Annotated in this window: 15 protein-coding genes; 6 read left to right on the plus strand and 9 right to left on the minus strand. The window is 71.0% G+C overall.

Translation table 11 applies throughout. The features are described from left to right. The first annotated feature begins 46 nt into the window (after positions 1-46). Together ACIBZJ_RS19110 and ACIBZJ_RS19115 are read left to right on the plus strand one after the other, a co-directional pair. The gene (locus ACIBZJ_RS19110) at positions 47-1,381 is read left to right on the plus strand and encodes a hypothetical protein (protein WP_395931191.1); all 1,335 of its coding nucleotides are present in this window, start codon (positions 47-49) and stop codon (positions 1,379-1,381) included. Between the two features lie 14 nt (positions 1,382-1,395). After that, positions 1,396-2,316 (plus strand): AEC family transporter, encoded by a 921-nt coding sequence (locus ACIBZJ_RS19115; RefSeq protein ID WP_395931193.1) that lies wholly within the window; start codon positions 1,396-1,398, stop codon positions 2,314-2,316. On the opposite strand, the gene ACIBZJ_RS19120 is transcribed toward ACIBZJ_RS19115, so the two are convergent. From ACIBZJ_RS19120 to ACIBZJ_RS19135, 4 genes are read right to left on the minus strand one after another with little or no spacing between them, the layout of a single operon-like run. Beyond that, complete coding sequence (locus tag ACIBZJ_RS19120; RefSeq protein WP_395931195.1) at positions 2,296-3,111, minus strand: HAD family hydrolase; 816 nt, start codon at positions 3,109-3,111, stop codon at positions 2,296-2,298. The two genes, ACIBZJ_RS19115 and ACIBZJ_RS19120, sit on opposite strands and share 21 nt — an antisense overlap. 20 nt (positions 3,112-3,131) lie before the next feature. Beyond that, the gene (locus tag ACIBZJ_RS19125) at positions 3,132-3,944 is read right to left on the minus strand and encodes an HAD-IIB family hydrolase (RefSeq protein WP_395931197.1); all 813 of its coding nucleotides are present in this window, start codon (positions 3,942-3,944) and stop codon (positions 3,132-3,134) included. Then, the gene (gene serS, locus ACIBZJ_RS19130) at positions 3,941-5,212 is read right to left on the minus strand and encodes a serine--tRNA ligase (protein ID WP_395931199.1); all 1,272 of its coding nucleotides are present in this window, start codon (positions 5,210-5,212) and stop codon (positions 3,941-3,943) included. The genes ACIBZJ_RS19125 and serS overlap by 4 nt, the downstream gene beginning before the upstream one ends. Before the next feature lie 9 nt (positions 5,213-5,221). Continuing rightward, positions 5,222-6,274, minus strand: a complete 1,053-nt coding sequence (locus tag ACIBZJ_RS19135; protein WP_395931201.1) for a GNAT family N-acetyltransferase — start codon at positions 6,272-6,274, stop codon at positions 5,222-5,224. 94 nt (positions 6,275-6,368) lie between these two features. Between ACIBZJ_RS19135 and ACIBZJ_RS19140 the strand changes: the two genes are divergently transcribed. Further along, entirely contained in the window at positions 6,369-7,841 is a 1,473-nt protein-coding gene (locus ACIBZJ_RS19140; RefSeq protein ID WP_395931203.1) for a GuaB1 family IMP dehydrogenase-related protein, read from the plus strand. Here ACIBZJ_RS19140 and ACIBZJ_RS19145 read toward each other — a convergent pair. After that, positions 7,805-8,569, minus strand: a complete 765-nt coding sequence (locus tag ACIBZJ_RS19145; RefSeq protein WP_395931205.1) for an SDR family NAD(P)-dependent oxidoreductase — start codon at positions 8,567-8,569, stop codon at positions 7,805-7,807. The two genes, ACIBZJ_RS19140 and ACIBZJ_RS19145, sit on opposite strands and share 37 nt — an antisense overlap. Positions 8,570-8,580: 11 nt before the next feature. Here ACIBZJ_RS19145 and ACIBZJ_RS19150 point away from each other — a divergent pair, with 11 nt between their 5' ends. The 3 genes from ACIBZJ_RS19150 to ACIBZJ_RS19160 all read left to right on the plus strand — a co-directional run bounded on the left by ACIBZJ_RS19150 (position 8,581) and on the right by ACIBZJ_RS19160 (position 10,430). Further along, positions 8,581-9,267: a DNA alkylation repair protein gene (locus ACIBZJ_RS19150; protein ID WP_395931207.1), complete on the plus strand. Its 687-nt coding sequence runs from the start codon at positions 8,581-8,583 to the stop codon at positions 9,265-9,267. Between the two features lie 11 nt (positions 9,268-9,278). Beyond that, the gene (locus ACIBZJ_RS19155) at positions 9,279-9,614 is read left to right on the plus strand and encodes a metallopeptidase family protein (protein ID WP_395931271.1); all 336 of its coding nucleotides are present in this window, start codon (positions 9,279-9,281) and stop codon (positions 9,612-9,614) included. A 78-nt stretch (positions 9,615-9,692) separates the two neighbouring features. Continuing rightward, positions 9,693-10,430: an AIM24 family protein gene (locus ACIBZJ_RS19160; RefSeq protein WP_395931209.1), complete on the plus strand. Its 738-nt coding sequence runs from the start codon at positions 9,693-9,695 to the stop codon at positions 10,428-10,430. A 47-nt stretch (positions 10,431-10,477) separates the two neighbouring features. On the opposite strand, the gene ACIBZJ_RS19165 is transcribed toward ACIBZJ_RS19160, so the two are convergent. The 4 genes from ACIBZJ_RS19165 to ACIBZJ_RS19180 form a co-directional block, all read right to left on the minus strand. Next, a complete protein-coding gene (locus ACIBZJ_RS19165) occupies positions 10,478-11,272 on the minus strand; it encodes a hypothetical protein (RefSeq protein WP_395931211.1) in 795 nt (264 codons plus the stop codon). A 151-nt stretch (positions 11,273-11,423) separates the two neighbouring features. Further along, positions 11,424-12,038: a histidine phosphatase family protein gene (locus ACIBZJ_RS19170; protein ID WP_395931213.1), complete on the minus strand. Its 615-nt coding sequence runs from the start codon at positions 12,036-12,038 to the stop codon at positions 11,424-11,426. Continuing rightward, positions 12,038-12,973 carry a prephenate dehydratase gene (pheA, locus tag ACIBZJ_RS19175; RefSeq protein ID WP_395931215.1) on the minus strand — a complete coding sequence of 312 codons (936 nt, stop codon included), beginning with the start codon at positions 12,971-12,973 and terminating at the stop codon, positions 12,038-12,040. Before pheA ends, ACIBZJ_RS19170 begins: the two co-directional genes overlap by 1 nt. 27 nt (positions 12,974-13,000) lie before the next feature. Beyond that, positions 13,001-13,303 carry a hypothetical protein gene (locus ACIBZJ_RS19180; RefSeq protein ID WP_395931216.1) on the minus strand — a complete coding sequence of 101 codons (303 nt, stop codon included), beginning with the start codon at positions 13,301-13,303 and terminating at the stop codon, positions 13,001-13,003. Positions 13,304-15,212: the final 1,909 nt, after the last annotated feature.

Below are 15,212 nucleotides of genomic sequence, written 5' to 3' on the forward strand. Positions count from 1 at the left end.
GGCCGGTCGCGTGCGGAGGCGTTTCGCACTCCGGCAACAATGCGGCATGGCTTCTGCGCGGCAACTGGTACGTACCGAACGGTTGCTCGACCGGATCGTCGCCGGATCGCTCGCGGTCGGAGCGGTCGGCGGACTGGTCTCCGCCTACCAGTTCCTCAGCGAGATCGTGCAGCTCCACCACGCGCTCCGCACCGGCAACGACACGGTCGAGAACCTCGACCCGGGTACTGCGCTGCCGACGGTGTACGTCCTCGGCGGGTTCGCGCTCGGCTTCGCCGTGGTGTTCTCGGCCGTCGCGGTGCTGATCCTGCGGGCCTCGCCGCTCGGGGCTCCGCTGGTGCGGGCTGCCCTCCCCGCCGTGCTTCCGGCCACGCTGCTGGCGTTCCTCGCCGCGTACATCCGCTACCAGGAGTACGTCGACGCGATGCCGCCCGCGACGCGTGACCCGGCCTACCGGAGTGCGATCTTCGGGCAGATCATCGGCGGCGGGATCGGGGCGGCCGGGATCGTCGCGACGCTCCTGGTGCTGATCGGCGTCGGGGTCGTGCGGTGGTTCCGGCCGCAGGCGGAATCGGCCGGAGCGCTTCCCTCGCGCCCGGCGCCCGGGCCGCAGAGTGCCCCGGCCGGGCCACAGGATGCTCCGCTCGGGCCGCAGGGTGCTCCGCTCGGGCAGCGGGGGGCTCCGCTCGGGCAGCGGGGGGCTCCGCTCGGGCCGCCGGCGGCGGCGCTGAACGCGGGAAAGATCCTCGCGCTGGCCGGGACCGTGATGGCCCTGCTGGTGCCGGTGGCCTGGGTGCGGCCGGTCGGGGGCCAGGGGCACCTGCCGAGCGAGTGGTCGATCCTCGCGCTGCTGACCGGCGTGCTGTCGGTGGCGGCGCTGGTGGCCACCGGGCTCGCGGCGTTGGCCCGGCCCGGCCGCCTGACGTTCCGGTACGCGGGGCTGGGCGCGCTCGTCGTGGTGGCGTCCGTCGAGTGGGCGGTGACGCTCTGGGAGTCGTTCTACGCCGACGTGGCCTTCGGTAGCGAACGGGTCAGCGGCGTCGCGGTGCCGTGGACCGCCGCGATCGCGTGCGGTCTCGTCGGCAGCGCGTTGCTGACCGCGGCGGCGGTAGCCCTGACGATGCCGCCGTCCCCGGCCGACGTGGCCGCGGCGGATGCTGACGGCGGCCCGAGCGTCGGGCGGCTGTCGGAGTCGGCCGAGGCCCGCGCCGCCCGCCGGGTCGGCGAATCGTCCGCCGAGCCCGCCTGGCAGGCCTTCCCGGAGGAGGCCACGAAGCCGGCCGACCCGACCGACCCGGCTGAGCCGACCGACCCGACCGAGCCGGCTGAGGCTCGGCCGAAGGCGCCGCGCAACCGGAACAAGCCCCGACGCAAGTCCTGAACCCTTCTCACCGCGTGCTCACCCAGGTCCTGGAATCGCTCCCGGTCTTCCTGCTGATCGTCGTGGGCTACCTCCTGGCCACGTTCACTCCCTGGGCCCGCGCCGCCGGCACGCCCCTCACCGCGTTCGTCTTCAACGTCTCGCTCCCGGCGCTCCTCTTCTCCCTCACCAGCAGTCCCTCGCCGGCCTCCCCGTCCTGGAAGATCGTCGGCGCCTACTTCGGCGGCTGTTTCCTCGTCTTCGCCATCGGGCGCGTCGCCACCCACCGGATGCGGGACCGCGTCGGCCGGTCCCTCGTCGCGGTCGGCGGGGTCTTCTCCAACAACGTCCTGCTCGGCATCCCGCTGGCCCAGGCGTTCCTGGGCCCGGCCGCGCTCCCCGCCGTCGCGATGGTGCTGATCTTCAACGCCGCGGTCCTCTGGACGCTGGCCACCGCCTCGGTCGAGCACGCCCGCGGCGGCACGCTCACCGCGCTCGGGCTGCTCAAGACCGCCGCCACGGTCAGCGCCACCCCACTCATCATCGCGATCGTGGCCGGAACGCTGCTGAGGCTGCTGCACGTCGGCCTCCCGGACGCGCTCATGGACCCGATCGACCTGCTGGCCCGGTCGGCGACACCGCTCGCGCTCGTCGTACTCGGCATCGGCCTGCAGCGCTACGGCCTGCGCGAGGGCTGGAAGATCAGCGTGCTGATCACCGCGATCAAACTCGTGCTGCACCCGCTGGCGGTCTGGCTGCTCGCGATCGCCTTCGGCCTGTCGACGATCGACACGCTGGCCGTCGTGCTGCTGGCCTCGGTCGCGACCGGCGCCAACGTCTACCTGATGGCGGAGAAGTTCGAGGCGCTCCGCGGCCCGATCGCCTCGGCGATCGTCGTCTCGACCACCGTCTCGGTGATCACGACCCCGCTGTGGTTAGCCCTCGTCCGCCAGTAGCGCTTCGAGGTACACCGCGACGCCGTCGTCGTCGTTCGAGCGCGCCACCTCCTCGGCGACCGCCTTCAACGACGGATGCGCGTTCGCCACCGCGACCCCTCGTCCGGCCCACGACAGCATCGGGACGTCGTTCGGCATGTCCCCGAACGCCAGGACGTCGGCCGCCGGCACGCCCAGGACGTCGCAGACGACCGCGAGCCCGGCCGCCTTCGTGACCCCGGTCGGACAGATCTCGACGAATCCCTGCCCGGCGTACGTGACCTCGCCGACCGACGGCGGCACCACCGACCGGGCCACCGCGAAGAATTCCTCGACGTCCATCGCCGGCGCCCGGACGAACAGCTTCAGCAACTCGCCGGCGAACATCGACGCCCGATCGGCCGGCTCCCACGGGTCCGGGTACGGCCACGCGAACGCCGGGTCCCCGTGCAGCGGCGCCGCGTCGGCCTCACCGGCCTCCACGGTCACCAGCACCGGGCCGACCTGCGCTTCGATCAGCTCCACCGCCTGCGCGGCGACCGGGCCCGCGATCCGCGTCGCCCTCAGCACCCCGCCGGTCTCCAGGTCGAGCACGAATCCGCCCTGCGCACACACCAGGTACCGGGAAACGTCCACGGCCGCGGCCGACAGCGTCCGCAGGCGCGGCCCGCGACCGGTCACACCGACCACCTCGACGCCGGCGTCGCGCACCCGGCGCAGGACGTCGTGGGTATAGGCCGAGACCGTCCCGTCCGACCGGATCAGCGTCCCGTCGAGGTCGGTCGCGACGAGCCGCGGCAGCACATCAGGTCCCATCGGCCCCGAACGCGCAGACGTTACGGGAACCACCGGCCCAGCACCGTGGCACACCCGTCGAGCTCGACCGGATCGGTCACTTCGTCGGCGAAGGACTGGACGACCTCCAGCGCCTGGCCCATCGCCACCGCCCAGCCGACCCACTTGAACAGCTCGATGTCGTTCGTCCCGTCGCCGATCGCGAGCACGTCGGCGGCGTCGATGCCGAGATCGGCGCAGACCATCGCGGTGCCGGTCGCCTTCGAGATCCCCGGCGCCTGGACGTCGAGCCACGCGCTGTACCCGAGGTCCCAGCTGTATTCGGCCGGGTCGAGCACCTCGCTCGCCACCGCGGCCATCCGGTCGACGTCCCACCCGGGCGCCACGCACACCAGCCGCACCACCGGCGAGGACACCAGCGTCGCCAGGTCGACGACCTCCTGCTTCCCGACCGTGAACTCGCGGTGGAAGCCGTCGGTGGTCAAGAACCCGTGCGGGTCGCGCTCAGCCGCGAACACCGCCTCGGGAATGCGCGCGGCCAGCGCCGCCGCGGCCGGCGCCACGTCGACGCTGACCTGGTGGGTCACCATCGCCGTCTCGGCGTCGTAGACCACCGCTCCATTCGTACACACGAGCTCGACGCCGTGGATGCCCAGCGCCACCGCCGTGTCCACGGCGTCCGGTACCGCCCGGCCGGTCGCGACGACGACCGGTACCCCGGCGTCGATCACCCGGCCGACCGCCGCGGCCACCGCGAGGCTCGGCCGGGTGCCCGCCCGCCCGTACGGCACCACGGTGCCGTCCAGGTCGAGCGCGACGAGCTTGGGACGCCAATCGGGATCGAGTCGTCTCACGGTGCGAGCACGTCCCGGCTCAGGCTCTGCCTGCCTCCGAGATAGGGCCGCAGCGCCGCCGGCACCGTCACCGAGCCGTCCGGCTGCTGGTGGTTCTCCAGGATCGCGACGATCCACCGGGTCGTGGCCAGCGTGCCGTTCAGCGTCGCCACCGGCTCCGGACGCCCCGAAGCACCGCGGTGGCGGATGTTCAGCCGGCGCGCCTGGAAGTCGGTGCAGTTCGACGTCGACGTGACCTCGCGGTACCGGCCCTGCGTCGGTACCCAGGCCTCGCAGTCGAACTTCCGTGCGGCCGACGACCCCAGGTCACCGGCGGCGACGTCGATCACGCGGTAGGGGATCTCCACCTTGGCCAACATCTCCTCCTCCCACGCGAGCAGACGCTGGTGCTCCTCGTGCGCCTGATCCAGAGTCGTGTAGGAGAACATCTCCACCTTGTCGAACTGGTGGACACGAATGATCCCGCGGGTGTCCTTGCCGTACGAGCCGGCCTCCCGGCGGTAGCACGTCGACCAGCCCGCGTAGCGCTTCGCGCCGTTCGACAGGTCGAGGATCTCGTCCGAGTGGAAACCGGCCAGCGGAACCTCGCTCGTCCCGACCAGGTACAGGTCGTCGGCCTCGAGCCGGTAGATCTCGTCCGCGTGCGCGCCGAGGAAGCCGGTGCCGGCCATGATCTCGGGCTTGACCAGCGTGGGCGTGATCACCGGCGTGAAGCCGTACTCGACCGCCTGGGCGACCGCCATGTTGAGCAGCGCGAGCTCGAGCAGCGCGCCGACGCCGGTGAGGAAGAAGAACCGCGAGCCGCTGACCTTGCTGCCGCGCTCCATGTCGATCGCGCCGAGCTTCTCGCCGAGCTCGAGGTGGTCACGCGGATCGGTCAGAGCCGGAATCGTCCCCACTTCGCGCAGGACCACGTAGTCGTCCTCGCCCCCGGCCGGTGCGCCCTCTTCGACCACGTTCGGGATCGCCAGGTGAGCGTCCCGCAGTGCTGCGTCGGCGGCCGCCTGCACGGCCTCCGCCTCCTTCACCGTCGCCGCGAGCTCACGGGCCGCGGCCACCAGCGCCGGACGCTCCTCCTTGGACGCGGCCTTGACCTTGTTCGAAACCGCCTTCTGCTCGCCGCGCAGGGCGTCCGCCTTGGCCACCGCGGCCCGCCGCCGCTCGTCGGCCGCGAGCAGCTCGTCCACCCGGGACTCCGACTCCCCGCGAGCACTCTGGCTGGCGCGAACAGCGTCGGGATTGTCCCTGAGGAAGCGAAGATCGATCACCCCGCAAGCCTACAGACGACCCTCCGCAGCGCTCTTCTCCATTACCGCGACCGTCACCGTCAGCATGCCCTCGTCCCAGGCGCGGTGGGTCGGCAGACCCAGGCCGGCCAACAGGCGCAGCATCGGCAGGTTGTCGGGACGGACCACCGCGTGCACCTGCGCGCACTCGGCGTCGGCGGCCGCGGCGAGTAGCCGCCTGGCCAGTGCCGAGCCCAGCCCGCGGGCTTGCCAGGCGTCCTCGACCAGCAGCCCGAGCTCCGCGGGCGTCGGCTCCGTCGCGGCGCACCACATCAGGTTCCCGAGCACGACGACCTTCCCGTCCGGCGCCACCCCGACCAGCGCCACGCCCAGCCGCGGGTTGATCAGCCGCGCGAGCTGCCGCCCGCTCGGCCGCGCCATCCCGGAGTTGTACCGCCGGTACCGCGAGGAGTCCGAGCACCGGTCGTGCATCTCGGCGATCGCGCCCAGGTCCGCGACCGTGGGCCGCCGCCAGTGCACCGCCGCCGCGGACCCCTCGGCTGCCTCGGGGGCCGACCGCCGAGCGTCCCCGCCGTCGCCGGCCGCGACGAGCAGGGCCGCCAGGTCGGCGAGGGCGTGCGCCCGCGCGGTCTCCGACGGCGTCAGCCGGGCATCCATGCGTACGATCCGCAGCGAACCACCGCGAGGATCGCGAAGTCGCAGCTCATCGGACGGATCAGCGGCCGGGGTCCACTGCACGGCGCTGCCGTCCAGCAGGTCCGACAACGCCAGCGGCAGGCACTCCGGATCACGCACCAGCCGCGCCGCCAGTTGCAGCGCCCGAGTCGGCGGATCAGCCAGGCCGTGCACGTCCGCCGGACGCACCACCGCCCGCCGGCCGCCTCCGGCACCCACCGCCGCGACGAGTTCCTCCGCGGTCAGCGAGGCCGGGGCGTCCGCGACGAAGTCGTCCACCGCACCCGCCACCACCGGGTGCACCTGGACCGACAGGATGTTGACCGAGAGGTCGGCCAGGCTGCTCGCGAGTGCGGCCAAGCGACCGGGCTCGTCGTCGACGACCGTGCGGATCTGCCAGAGCGTCATGGATCCCATCGTCTACCGGCCGGATTTCGGGATCGTTCCAGAAGGGTGACCCCGACCCGGAGGCCCGGTGTGGTGGATCACATGACCCACCAAAATGACCCGCGTACCATGGAATAACGTGCAGTTCCTCCAGGCCTCCGGCGGCCCGATCTCGCCGACAGCTGACCTGACCTACAACGACGTCTTCATGGTGCCCGCGCGCTCCGACGTCAGGTCCCGCCTCGATGTCGACCTCTCCACCGTCGACGGCGTCGGCACGACGATTCCCCTCGTCGTGGCGAACATGACCGCGATCGCGGGACGCCGGATGGCGGAGACCACGGCTCGCCGCGGCGGGCTCACGGTCATCCCTCAAGACATCCCGCTCGACGTCGTCGCGGGCGTCGTCGAGTGGGTCAAGCAGCGGCACACGATCTACGAAACCCCGGTGACGCTCAGCCCGCACCACACCGTCGGCGACGCGCTGGCGCTGATCCACAAGCGCGCGCACGAGGCCGCGGTCGTGGTCGAGGGCAATCGGCCGGTGGGTGTGGTGACGCCTGCGGACTGCGAGAGCGTCGACCGATTCACGCAGGTCGAGGCCGTGATGAGCACCGAACTGCTGACGATCACCGAAGGCACCCCGATGGACAAGGCCTACGGGACGCTGCACGACTCGCGCCGCAAGCTGGCCCCGGTCGTCGACGCCGGCGGCCTCCTGGTCGGCGTCGTCACCCGCACCGGCGCGCTGCGCAGCACGCTCTACACGCCGGCCCTGGACGCCCACGGCAGGCTCCGCGTCGGAACCGCGATCGGCATCAACGGCGACGTCGCGGGCAAGGCCGAGGCACTACTTCACGCCGGGACCGACGTCCTGGTCGTGGACACCGCACACGGGCACCAGGAGAAGATGCTCGCGGCCGTCCGTGCCGTTCGCGGCGTCGACCCGTCGGTACCGGTCGTGGCCGGAAACGTGGTCACCGCGGCCGGCACGAAAGACCTCATCGACGCGGGCGCCGACATCGTCAAGGTCGGCGTCGGCCCCGGCGCCATGTGTACGACCCGGATGATGACCGGCGTCGGCCGCCCGCAGTTCAGTGCCGTCCTCGAGTGCGCCGCCGAAGCACGCAGGCACGGTAAGCACGTCTGGGCCGACGGCGGCGTCCGCCATCCCCGCGACATCGCGCTCGCGCTGGCCGCCGGCGCGGCCAACGTCATGGTCGGCTCCTGGCTGGCCGGCACCTACGAGAGCGCCGCCGACCTCCAGCAGGACGGCGACGGCCGGCTCTACAAGGTGTCGTTCGGCATGGCGTCGAGTCGCGCGGTGCGGCACCGCACCCGCACCGAGTCCGCGTTCGACCGGGCCCGCAAGGCTCTGTTCGAAGAGGGCATCAGCTCGGGGAAGATGTACATCGACCAGGAGCGGCCGGGCGTCGAGGACGTCATCGACCAGATCGTCGCCGGCCTGCGCTCGGCCTGCACCTACGCGGGCGCGAACTCGCTCGAGGAGCTGCACGAGAAGGCGGTCGTCGGCATCCAGTCCACGGCCGGTTACGACGAGGGGCGCCCGCTCCGCACCAGCTGGTGATCCGTCAGCGCCCGGAGGTACTCCCGGGCGCCCGGATCGTAGGCCGCGGGATCAGCGGTGGCTTCGCGCTGCCCGTCGAAGAACTTGCCGCTGACCCCGTCCGACCGAATCAGCCGGGCGGTCGCCGCCACCCCGTCCTCCAGCGAGGTCAACGGCGAGATCCCGGCCTCCGCGACCATTCCGGTCGGCATGTACGTGCCGGGATGGATCGCGTTGGCGGTCACCCCCGAGGCCGCCAGGTCGAACGTCCACATGATCTGGGCGAGCTTGCTCTGCGCGTACGCGCGCGATCCGCTGTACGAGCGTTCCAACATCGGATCCGCCGGATCCAGCGGCGCCTGCCCGAGCGAGGCCACGTTCACGACCCGCGACGGACGCACCGCCGACGTCAGCACGACCCCGGCCAGGTAGTTCACCGCGAAGCGCAGCTCGATCCCGTCGGCCGAGACCTGCCGGCCCTGCCCGCGCGGACCGCTGCCGACCCCGGCGTTGTTCACGAGCACGTCCAGCGACGGGAAGCGGCGGCGTACCTCGTCGCCGAGTTCCTCGACCGCCCGGAGGCTGCCGAGGTCCGCCGCGACGACGTCGGCACCGGGAACGGCCGCCGAAGCTTTCTCGAGCGTGCGCCCGTGCACGATCACACGGGCCCCCTCGGACGCCAGGCGCCGCGCGAGGGTGAGCCCGTGTCCGTTCGTCGCTCCGGTGATCAGCACAGTCAGATCGGCCATACTTCGACCCTATGCCGGTCGATGTACTCGCTGCCGCCGTCCGTAGCGCGCTGGCCGCTGCCGCCGATCCCGCGAAAGCGCCCGCGATGCAGGCCTACATGAAGTCGACGATGCCCTACCTCGGCGTCCCGAAGCCGGAACGCGCCCGCGCGCTGAAGACCGTCTTCGCCGACCATCCGCTCCCCGGCCGGGCGACGTGGGAGAACGCGGTTCGCGCGCTCTGGCACGACGCCACCTACCGCGAGGAGCGCTACGCCGCGATCGACCTGTCCGGCCACCGCGCGTACCGGGGTCATCAGGACGTCGACACCCTGGGCCTGTACCGCGAGCTGATCGTCGACGGCGCCTGGTGGGATTACGTCGACGAGATCGCGAACCGGCGGGTCGGGCCGATCCTCCACGCCGACCGGGAGGGCGTCACGCCGATCATCCGCGCCTGGAGCACCGATCCCGACCCCTGGCTGCGCCGGACCGCGATCCTCGCCCAGCTCGGCTTCAAGACCGATACCGACCTCGGCCTGCTCACCGACGTCATCGAGCCGAACCTGGCCGAGAAAGGCTTCTTCCTGCGCAAGGCCATCGGCTGGGCGCTACGCCAGTACGCCTGGTCCGACCCGGACTGGGTGCGGGCCTATGTCGCCGCTCACGAGGGACGCCTTTCGCCCTTGTCGCGCCGCGAGGCGCTGAAGAATCTGTAGACATGGTCGTGATGAGCCGGGAGCGCTTCGAGGAACTCGTCGGTGACGCTCTGGACTCGGTTCCGGAGGAGCTCCTGCGTCGGATGAGCAACGTGGTCGTGCTGGTCGAGGACGATCCGCCCGAGCCGGGGCTGCTCGGGCTGTACGAGGGACACGCGCTGACCAGTCGGGGCTGGGACTACGCGGGTGTGCTCCCGGACCGGATCACCATTTTCCGTAACCCCACGCTCGCTATGTGTTCCACCGAAGAAGAAGTCGTCGACGAGGTGGCAATCACGGTCGTCCACGAAATTGCTCATCATTTCGGCATACCGGATGCGCGCCTCCACGAACTGGGGTGGGGCTGAGCATTTGCTGTGCGGTCAGCACTTCCGCTGTGGCCCTCAGGACCTACCCTGTAGCCACTGTTACGCGGAGGGAAAACGATGCGCTCAGAACTGTTCGCCGCCTCGAACATGGAGCAGGAGTCGGCGCAGCCGGGCCTGCGTTTGCAGAATTCCAAGCTTCTCAAGGTCGAGCTGCGCGGCGAGGTCTTCGCGCGCGTAGGCTCGATGGTCGCTTACCAGGGAAACGTCCAGTTCCAAGCCCAGGGTTCGGGCGGTCTGGGCAAGTTCCTGAAGCAGAAGCTCACCGGCGAGGGCGTCCCGCTGATGAAGGCGGTCGGCAACGGTGACGTGTTCCTCGCCGACAACGCGGCAGACATCTACCTGATCGACCTCGAGGGCCCGCACGACGGCCTGACGATCAACGGCGCGAACGTGCTCGCGTTCGAGCCGACGCTGCAGTGGGACATCAAGATGGTCCAGGGCGCCGGCATGTTCTCGGCCCAGGGCGCGTTCAACACCGTCTTCTCGGGCCAGGGCCGCATCGCGGTGACCTGCAAGGGCACGCCGGTCGTCCTGAAGGTCGACCAGCCGACCTACGCCGACCCGCAGGCCGCGGTGTGCTGGTCGGCCTCGCTTCAGACCGGTTACCACCGCGCCGACCAGCTCGGCCTCGGCACGCTGATCGGCCGCACCACCGGTGAGGCGTTCACGATGAGCTTCGCCGGCCAGGGCTTCGTCGTCGTGCAGCCGTCCGAGATGCCGGCCGGTCTGGGTGCGGGTGGCGGCGGTGGCGGCCAGCAGCAGCAGGGCGGCGTCCTCGGCGGCCTGTTCCAGTAGTCGGCACGACGGCGGGCCACCCCGGGAGAGGGGGTGGCCCGCCGTCGTCAGTTCGACGTGCCGCCGCCGGGCTCGCAGCGGCGCCAGGCGACCTGGTCGGCGGCCGCGACCGCGTCGCGGCCGTCGTCGTCGAGCAGGCAGCACGTCAGGCAGGGCTGCTGATAGGCCGGCAGGGTGTACGCATAGCAGCACGTCCGCCGCAACAGCAGCGGACGCCACCCACGGCCGTCGTCCATCTCCGCCAGTTCGACCAGCGCGCCGGCGTCGTGCGGCAGGATCGACAGCAACCGCTGCACCGCACCGGCCCGATCGGGCAGCAGCGCGGGATCCGCGGTCGCCGCCGGGTACCCCATCGACTGGGCGACGGTCCCCCACAGCGGACGCGCGCCCCCGCCCCGGACGAGCTGGAACGCCTCGACCGCGGGCGCGAGGTGCCCCTCGACCAGTGTCCGGCGCAGCGCTTCGAGCAGCTCCGCCTCGGTCTCGACGACCGCGACGCCGGGCTGACCCGCCATCGGGTCGTCGGGAAGAACCGTGAAGTGCACGGACAGGAACTCCGCCACCGGCTCGCCGCTCGGATCGATCGAGACGGCGACCCGCGACGACGACACGTCGAGCACCCGGAGCTCCGACACCCAGCAGCCGATCGCCACCTCGATCAGCGCCCAGGTGTAGGCCTTGAACGCGAGCGCGGAGGCGACCGGGAACCGGCCCGCACCGTGTTGCTCTCCGTAACGCGTGATCCAGTCGCGCAGCGACCGCTGGTCGGCGAGGAGATCCGCGGCGGGCCGGCGCGCCGTCGACGGCGGCAGCGTCATCGCGTGCCCCCGGCCCCGGCGCACCCTCTGGACCTTGTCATGAGGTTAGGTTAGCCTAACCGCACCGGAGAGGGAATGACTGGGGTACGAGGGGAGCCGTGCCTAGTTTGTCACCTCTGGTTACGCCCGGCCGGGCGACTCAGCCCCGCCCGGCCGGGCGTGTTCGAAACCCCAGCTAGAGGTCGGGCTGCAGGCCGGCCCAGCTTCGGCATACCCACCTGTCTCCGTCTTCATCGAGCACGATTCGCCCGGTGTTCGGCAAGTGATGTGACAGCGCCCACGTAGGGTCGACCTGCGCGAGCCGAGTGACCGAGAGCCGTGCGCACGCACCGTGCGTGACGACGACCGCCGTTCCTTCGTCCAGGCCGAGTACGACGTCGTCGAGCGCGGCCAGCCACCGGTCGAGCACCTCGGTCCCGGACTCCCCGCCGCCGGCGCACCGGTTCCCGAGCTCACCGCGGACGACCCACGACGCGTACAGGTCGTCGAACGCCTCGTGCGCCTCGGCGTCCCGCCGGTCGTGCAACTCGCCCAGGTAGGCCTCCTTGAACCCGTCGTGCTCCCGCACCGACAAGCCTTTGGCGGACGCCACGGGAGCCGCGGTTTGCGCGGCCCTAGTCATCGTCGAGCACCAGACCGCACGGACGTCTTCGGTAGCCAGCGCCTCGGCCAGTTCCTCGGCTTGCTGGCGGCCCCGATCGGTCAGCTGGGGGCCGGGAACCGTGCAGTGCAGACTCCCGTCGACGTTGGCCTCGCTCTGCCCGTGCCGGACGACGATGAGGCGCCTCACTAGGCGCCGCCGGAACGAACCCGCTCGAGCCAGGCCGCGGCGTCGGCGAAATCGTCGTCGGACGGTTCGGCCCGGCCGTCGCCCTCGTGGTCGGCGTCCGCCCGGGGGTACGAACCGAGGAACCGCACGTCGGCACAGACGCGCCGCAGGCCCATCACCGCTTCACCGACGCGGGTGTCGTCGATGTGCCCGTCGCAGTCGAGGAAGAAGCAGTACCGCCCGATCCGCTCCTTCATCGGACGCGACTCGATCCGGGTCAGGTTGATGCCCCGCACCGCGAACTCGGTGAGGACCTCGAGCAGAGCACCGGTCCGGTCGTGGGCGATGAACGCGACCAGCGACGTCACGTCCGCCCCGGTGCGCACCGGCGGCGGGGCCGGCCGGGTCACCAGGACGAACCGCGTCACCGCCGCGGCGTTGTCAGCGACGTCGACGGCGAGTTCGGCCAGCTCGTTGCGCTGACCGGCGACCGGGGCGCACACGGCCGCGTCCCAGTCTCCCCGCACCACGCCCACCGCGGCGTCGGCCGTCGACGGGGAGGCGATCAGCTCGGCGTTCGGGAGATTGGCGCGGAGCCAGCCCTGGCACTGAGCCAGGCCGTGCGGGTGCGAGGCGACGGTCTTGATCGAGCCGAGGTCGGCACCCGCTACCGCGTAGAGGTTGAACGTCACCGGGAGCAGGACCTCGCGGTTGATCATCAGACGTTCGCCGCCGGCCAGCCCGTCGAGCGTGGGAGGCACCGCGCCTTCGACCGAGTTCTCGAGCGGCACCAGCGCGGCGTCCGCGGTACCGGCACGGACGGCGCTCAGCGCCTCGGGAACGGTGACCATCGGCAGCAATTCGGCGTCGGCTGCCTCCGGGACCGTCCGGAGCGCCTGTTCGGCGAACGTGCCGACGGGTCCGAGATAGGCGTACCGAGAAAGCACAGCAGACATGACCGGAGCCTATCTGCCGTCACGACCTCAGACGCGATGGAAGAACGTCAGCGAACCGAGTACGGACCCACCCACGCGGAGCGGAGTCGCGACCGCGTCCAGCGTCCAGGTGGTGCCGCCCGCCCGGATGCGCATCAGCCCCCGCGCCAGTGAGCCGGTGGAGAGGGCGAACAGCGGGGGTATGCGCTCGACCTCGTCGGGGCGCAGCCGCAGCCGCGAGGCGCTGAAGTCGACCAGCTCGATGACGTCTTCGAGCAGACCTCGTCCGACCAGTGCGCCACGGAGGGACGGTAAGCCCAGCGCGGTGTGGCAGCTCGAGGAGGCCGCCACGACAACCCCGTCGCGGTCTAGCAGGAGGCAGGGCTCTTCCGCTTCCCCCACGGCCTGGAGCCAGGTTTCAAGCGGACGGACGGTATCTACGAGCCGTAACGTCGGTATGGCGTCCGAAGCCACCTCGGAGGGGGTCACGGACATGTCGATGTGGGCCATGTGGGCCGCAGCCCTCCTCCCGACAGACCGCCAAGCTCTGGGCGGAAATTACCCGGCCACCGAAGTTCTAAAGCTCGCCGCACGCAGCGACGGTGCGGATTCGATGCCCGGCCAACTCCGTGTTTCGACTACCAGAGTAGACGTCATTACAGGATGAGGGCAGGGGAGTGACAAAGAGTTGCGTCACTTCGGATGGGCGTCCCGCTTGATGGGACGTTGTCGCCACATCGGACACACTGGTGATCAACCGACTCCCCCGTTCGGGATTCCGTCCCACCAAAATCGAACTGGATCGATTGCGGAATCCGTGCGACGGACGCCCCTGCGCGCATGATTTCTTGAAGTCACTTCTGAACGAGGTTCAAAAACCGGACGTCACGGCACGTGCGCCCGATCGGGCCCTACCCCGATCGGCGGATAGCCAAGGTTTCCGCACCGTGTTCTGAACCACACGTCGGACGAAGTCGTCGTGCCACTGAGCTATCGCTGCCCGATCCCCTGCGACCGCCCATAGCGGGACGGGGTCTGCCGGCGGCGGACCGTTTGAGTTCCGGTGACCGTTTGAAATCCGGGCGCGGCTTCTGCGCCAGTCCCCAGGCGAAACCGACACTGGGCTGAGGCGCTGGATGATCGGGCGCTAGCGAGCGAGGCATCGATGCGCGAGGGCTGACCCGCTTGTGGCGGGCGAGCTACCCGCTGGGTGCGGTCAATGTGGCCGCGACGTCAGTTGGCGGTCCAGCTCTCGAACTGCCGGCTGGATCTCGGGAATTGACGCCGCTAGACACCGGGCGAACGAGCGCGTCGCCCACGAGGGGGTTGGTCGAGCGGCCGCGCGCACGTGGGCCCGGGCCCGACGCATGTGGTCGTGGGGCCGCGCACGTGGCTGCGGTCGCCATGACAGTTGATCGCAGGTCTCTTGCTTGCCGTTGGTCGACGACGGCTGGATGCTGCCCGTGGCGACGCCAGGGGTCAGTTCTCATGCGTCGGCGACGGCCATCGGCCATGAGGGTCCGACAACATCCCGGCTATCCAGCAGTGAACGGTATGGGGGAGTCCTTACCGTCGCGTACGGCGCGGCGGCAAGCGATCGACCGGGGGCACCCGGGAGACGGGTGGCAGCCACGGATTTCCCTCAACCGCGTCACCCCACTGGGCAGCGATCGAGCTCTATCTGGGGGTCGGGAGACATTGCTGGCTGGTCGGGAGCCCACAGCCGCCATGCCACGCTTTCAATCGCCCGCCGGTGTAGATCCGGGCGCCTCTGCGGGAGGCCCGGGTGCGGCTGGCGGCGAGTGCGGGTGATCTGGCTGGGGCCGGATTTGCGGTCGGCTCCGGCGCAGCTTTCCCGTGAGCACCGTCGGCTTTCGGGGCCCCCGCCGGGGGCGGATGCCCTGCGGCTGCGCCGCGCGCAGGGGTGACCCGTGCCGGTCGATCTTCCGGATTTCCGGCGCTAAACCGCCGCCGGTAGGACAGGAAAGTCGTCGGTGGCGCGAATGGATCGAGTGCGGACGGTTCCGGCTATGCCGCGCCGGGCCCGACTGGGGTCGGACGATCTTCGGGTAGCGGGCGCTGGAACGCCGCTGGTCGGACCGGCGGGCACGGATGCCTCAGGCATTGACGCCTTCGGCCCCGGCGCGGCCAACGGTGACTCGCACGGGCCGATCTTCCGGGTGATCGTCAGGTTTTCGGTGCTACAACGCTGCTGGTAGGACCGAAAGTCGTCGGCCCGGCAGTGGTGTCGCGTGCGGGC

The sequence above is a fragment of the Cryptosporangium sp. NPDC051539 genome (assembly GCF_044454545.1).
Taxonomy (GTDB): Bacteria; Actinomycetota; Actinomycetes; order Mycobacteriales; family Cryptosporangiaceae; genus Cryptosporangium.

Coding starts and splice junctions, on each gene's coding strand:
- ACIBZJ_RS19110 (WP_395931191.1), top strand. CDS start 47: ATGGCTTCTGCGCGGCAACTGGTACGTACCGAACGGTTGCTCGACCGG.
- ACIBZJ_RS19120 (WP_395931195.1), bottom strand. CDS start 3,111: ATGGGACCTGATGTGCTGCCGCGGCTCGTCGCGACCGACCTCGACGGG.
- ACIBZJ_RS19135 (WP_395931201.1), bottom strand. CDS start 6,274: ATGACGCTCTGGCAGATCCGCACGGTCGTCGACGACGAGCCCGGTCGC.
- ACIBZJ_RS19140 (WP_395931203.1), top strand. CDS start 6,369: ATGACCCGCGTACCATGGAATAACGTGCAGTTCCTCCAGGCCTCCGGC.
- ACIBZJ_RS19145 (WP_395931205.1), bottom strand. CDS start 8,569: ATGGCCGATCTGACTGTGCTGATCACCGGAGCGACGAACGGACACGGG.
- ACIBZJ_RS19150 (WP_395931207.1), top strand. CDS start 8,581: ATGCCGGTCGATGTACTCGCTGCCGCCGTCCGTAGCGCGCTGGCCGCT.
- ACIBZJ_RS19155 (WP_395931271.1), top strand. CDS start 9,279: ATGAGCCGGGAGCGCTTCGAGGAACTCGTCGGTGACGCTCTGGACTCG.
- ACIBZJ_RS19160 (WP_395931209.1), top strand. CDS start 9,693: ATGCGCTCAGAACTGTTCGCCGCCTCGAACATGGAGCAGGAGTCGGCG.
- pheA (WP_395931215.1), bottom strand. CDS start 12,973: ATGTCTGCTGTGCTTTCTCGGTACGCCTATCTCGGACCCGTCGGCACG.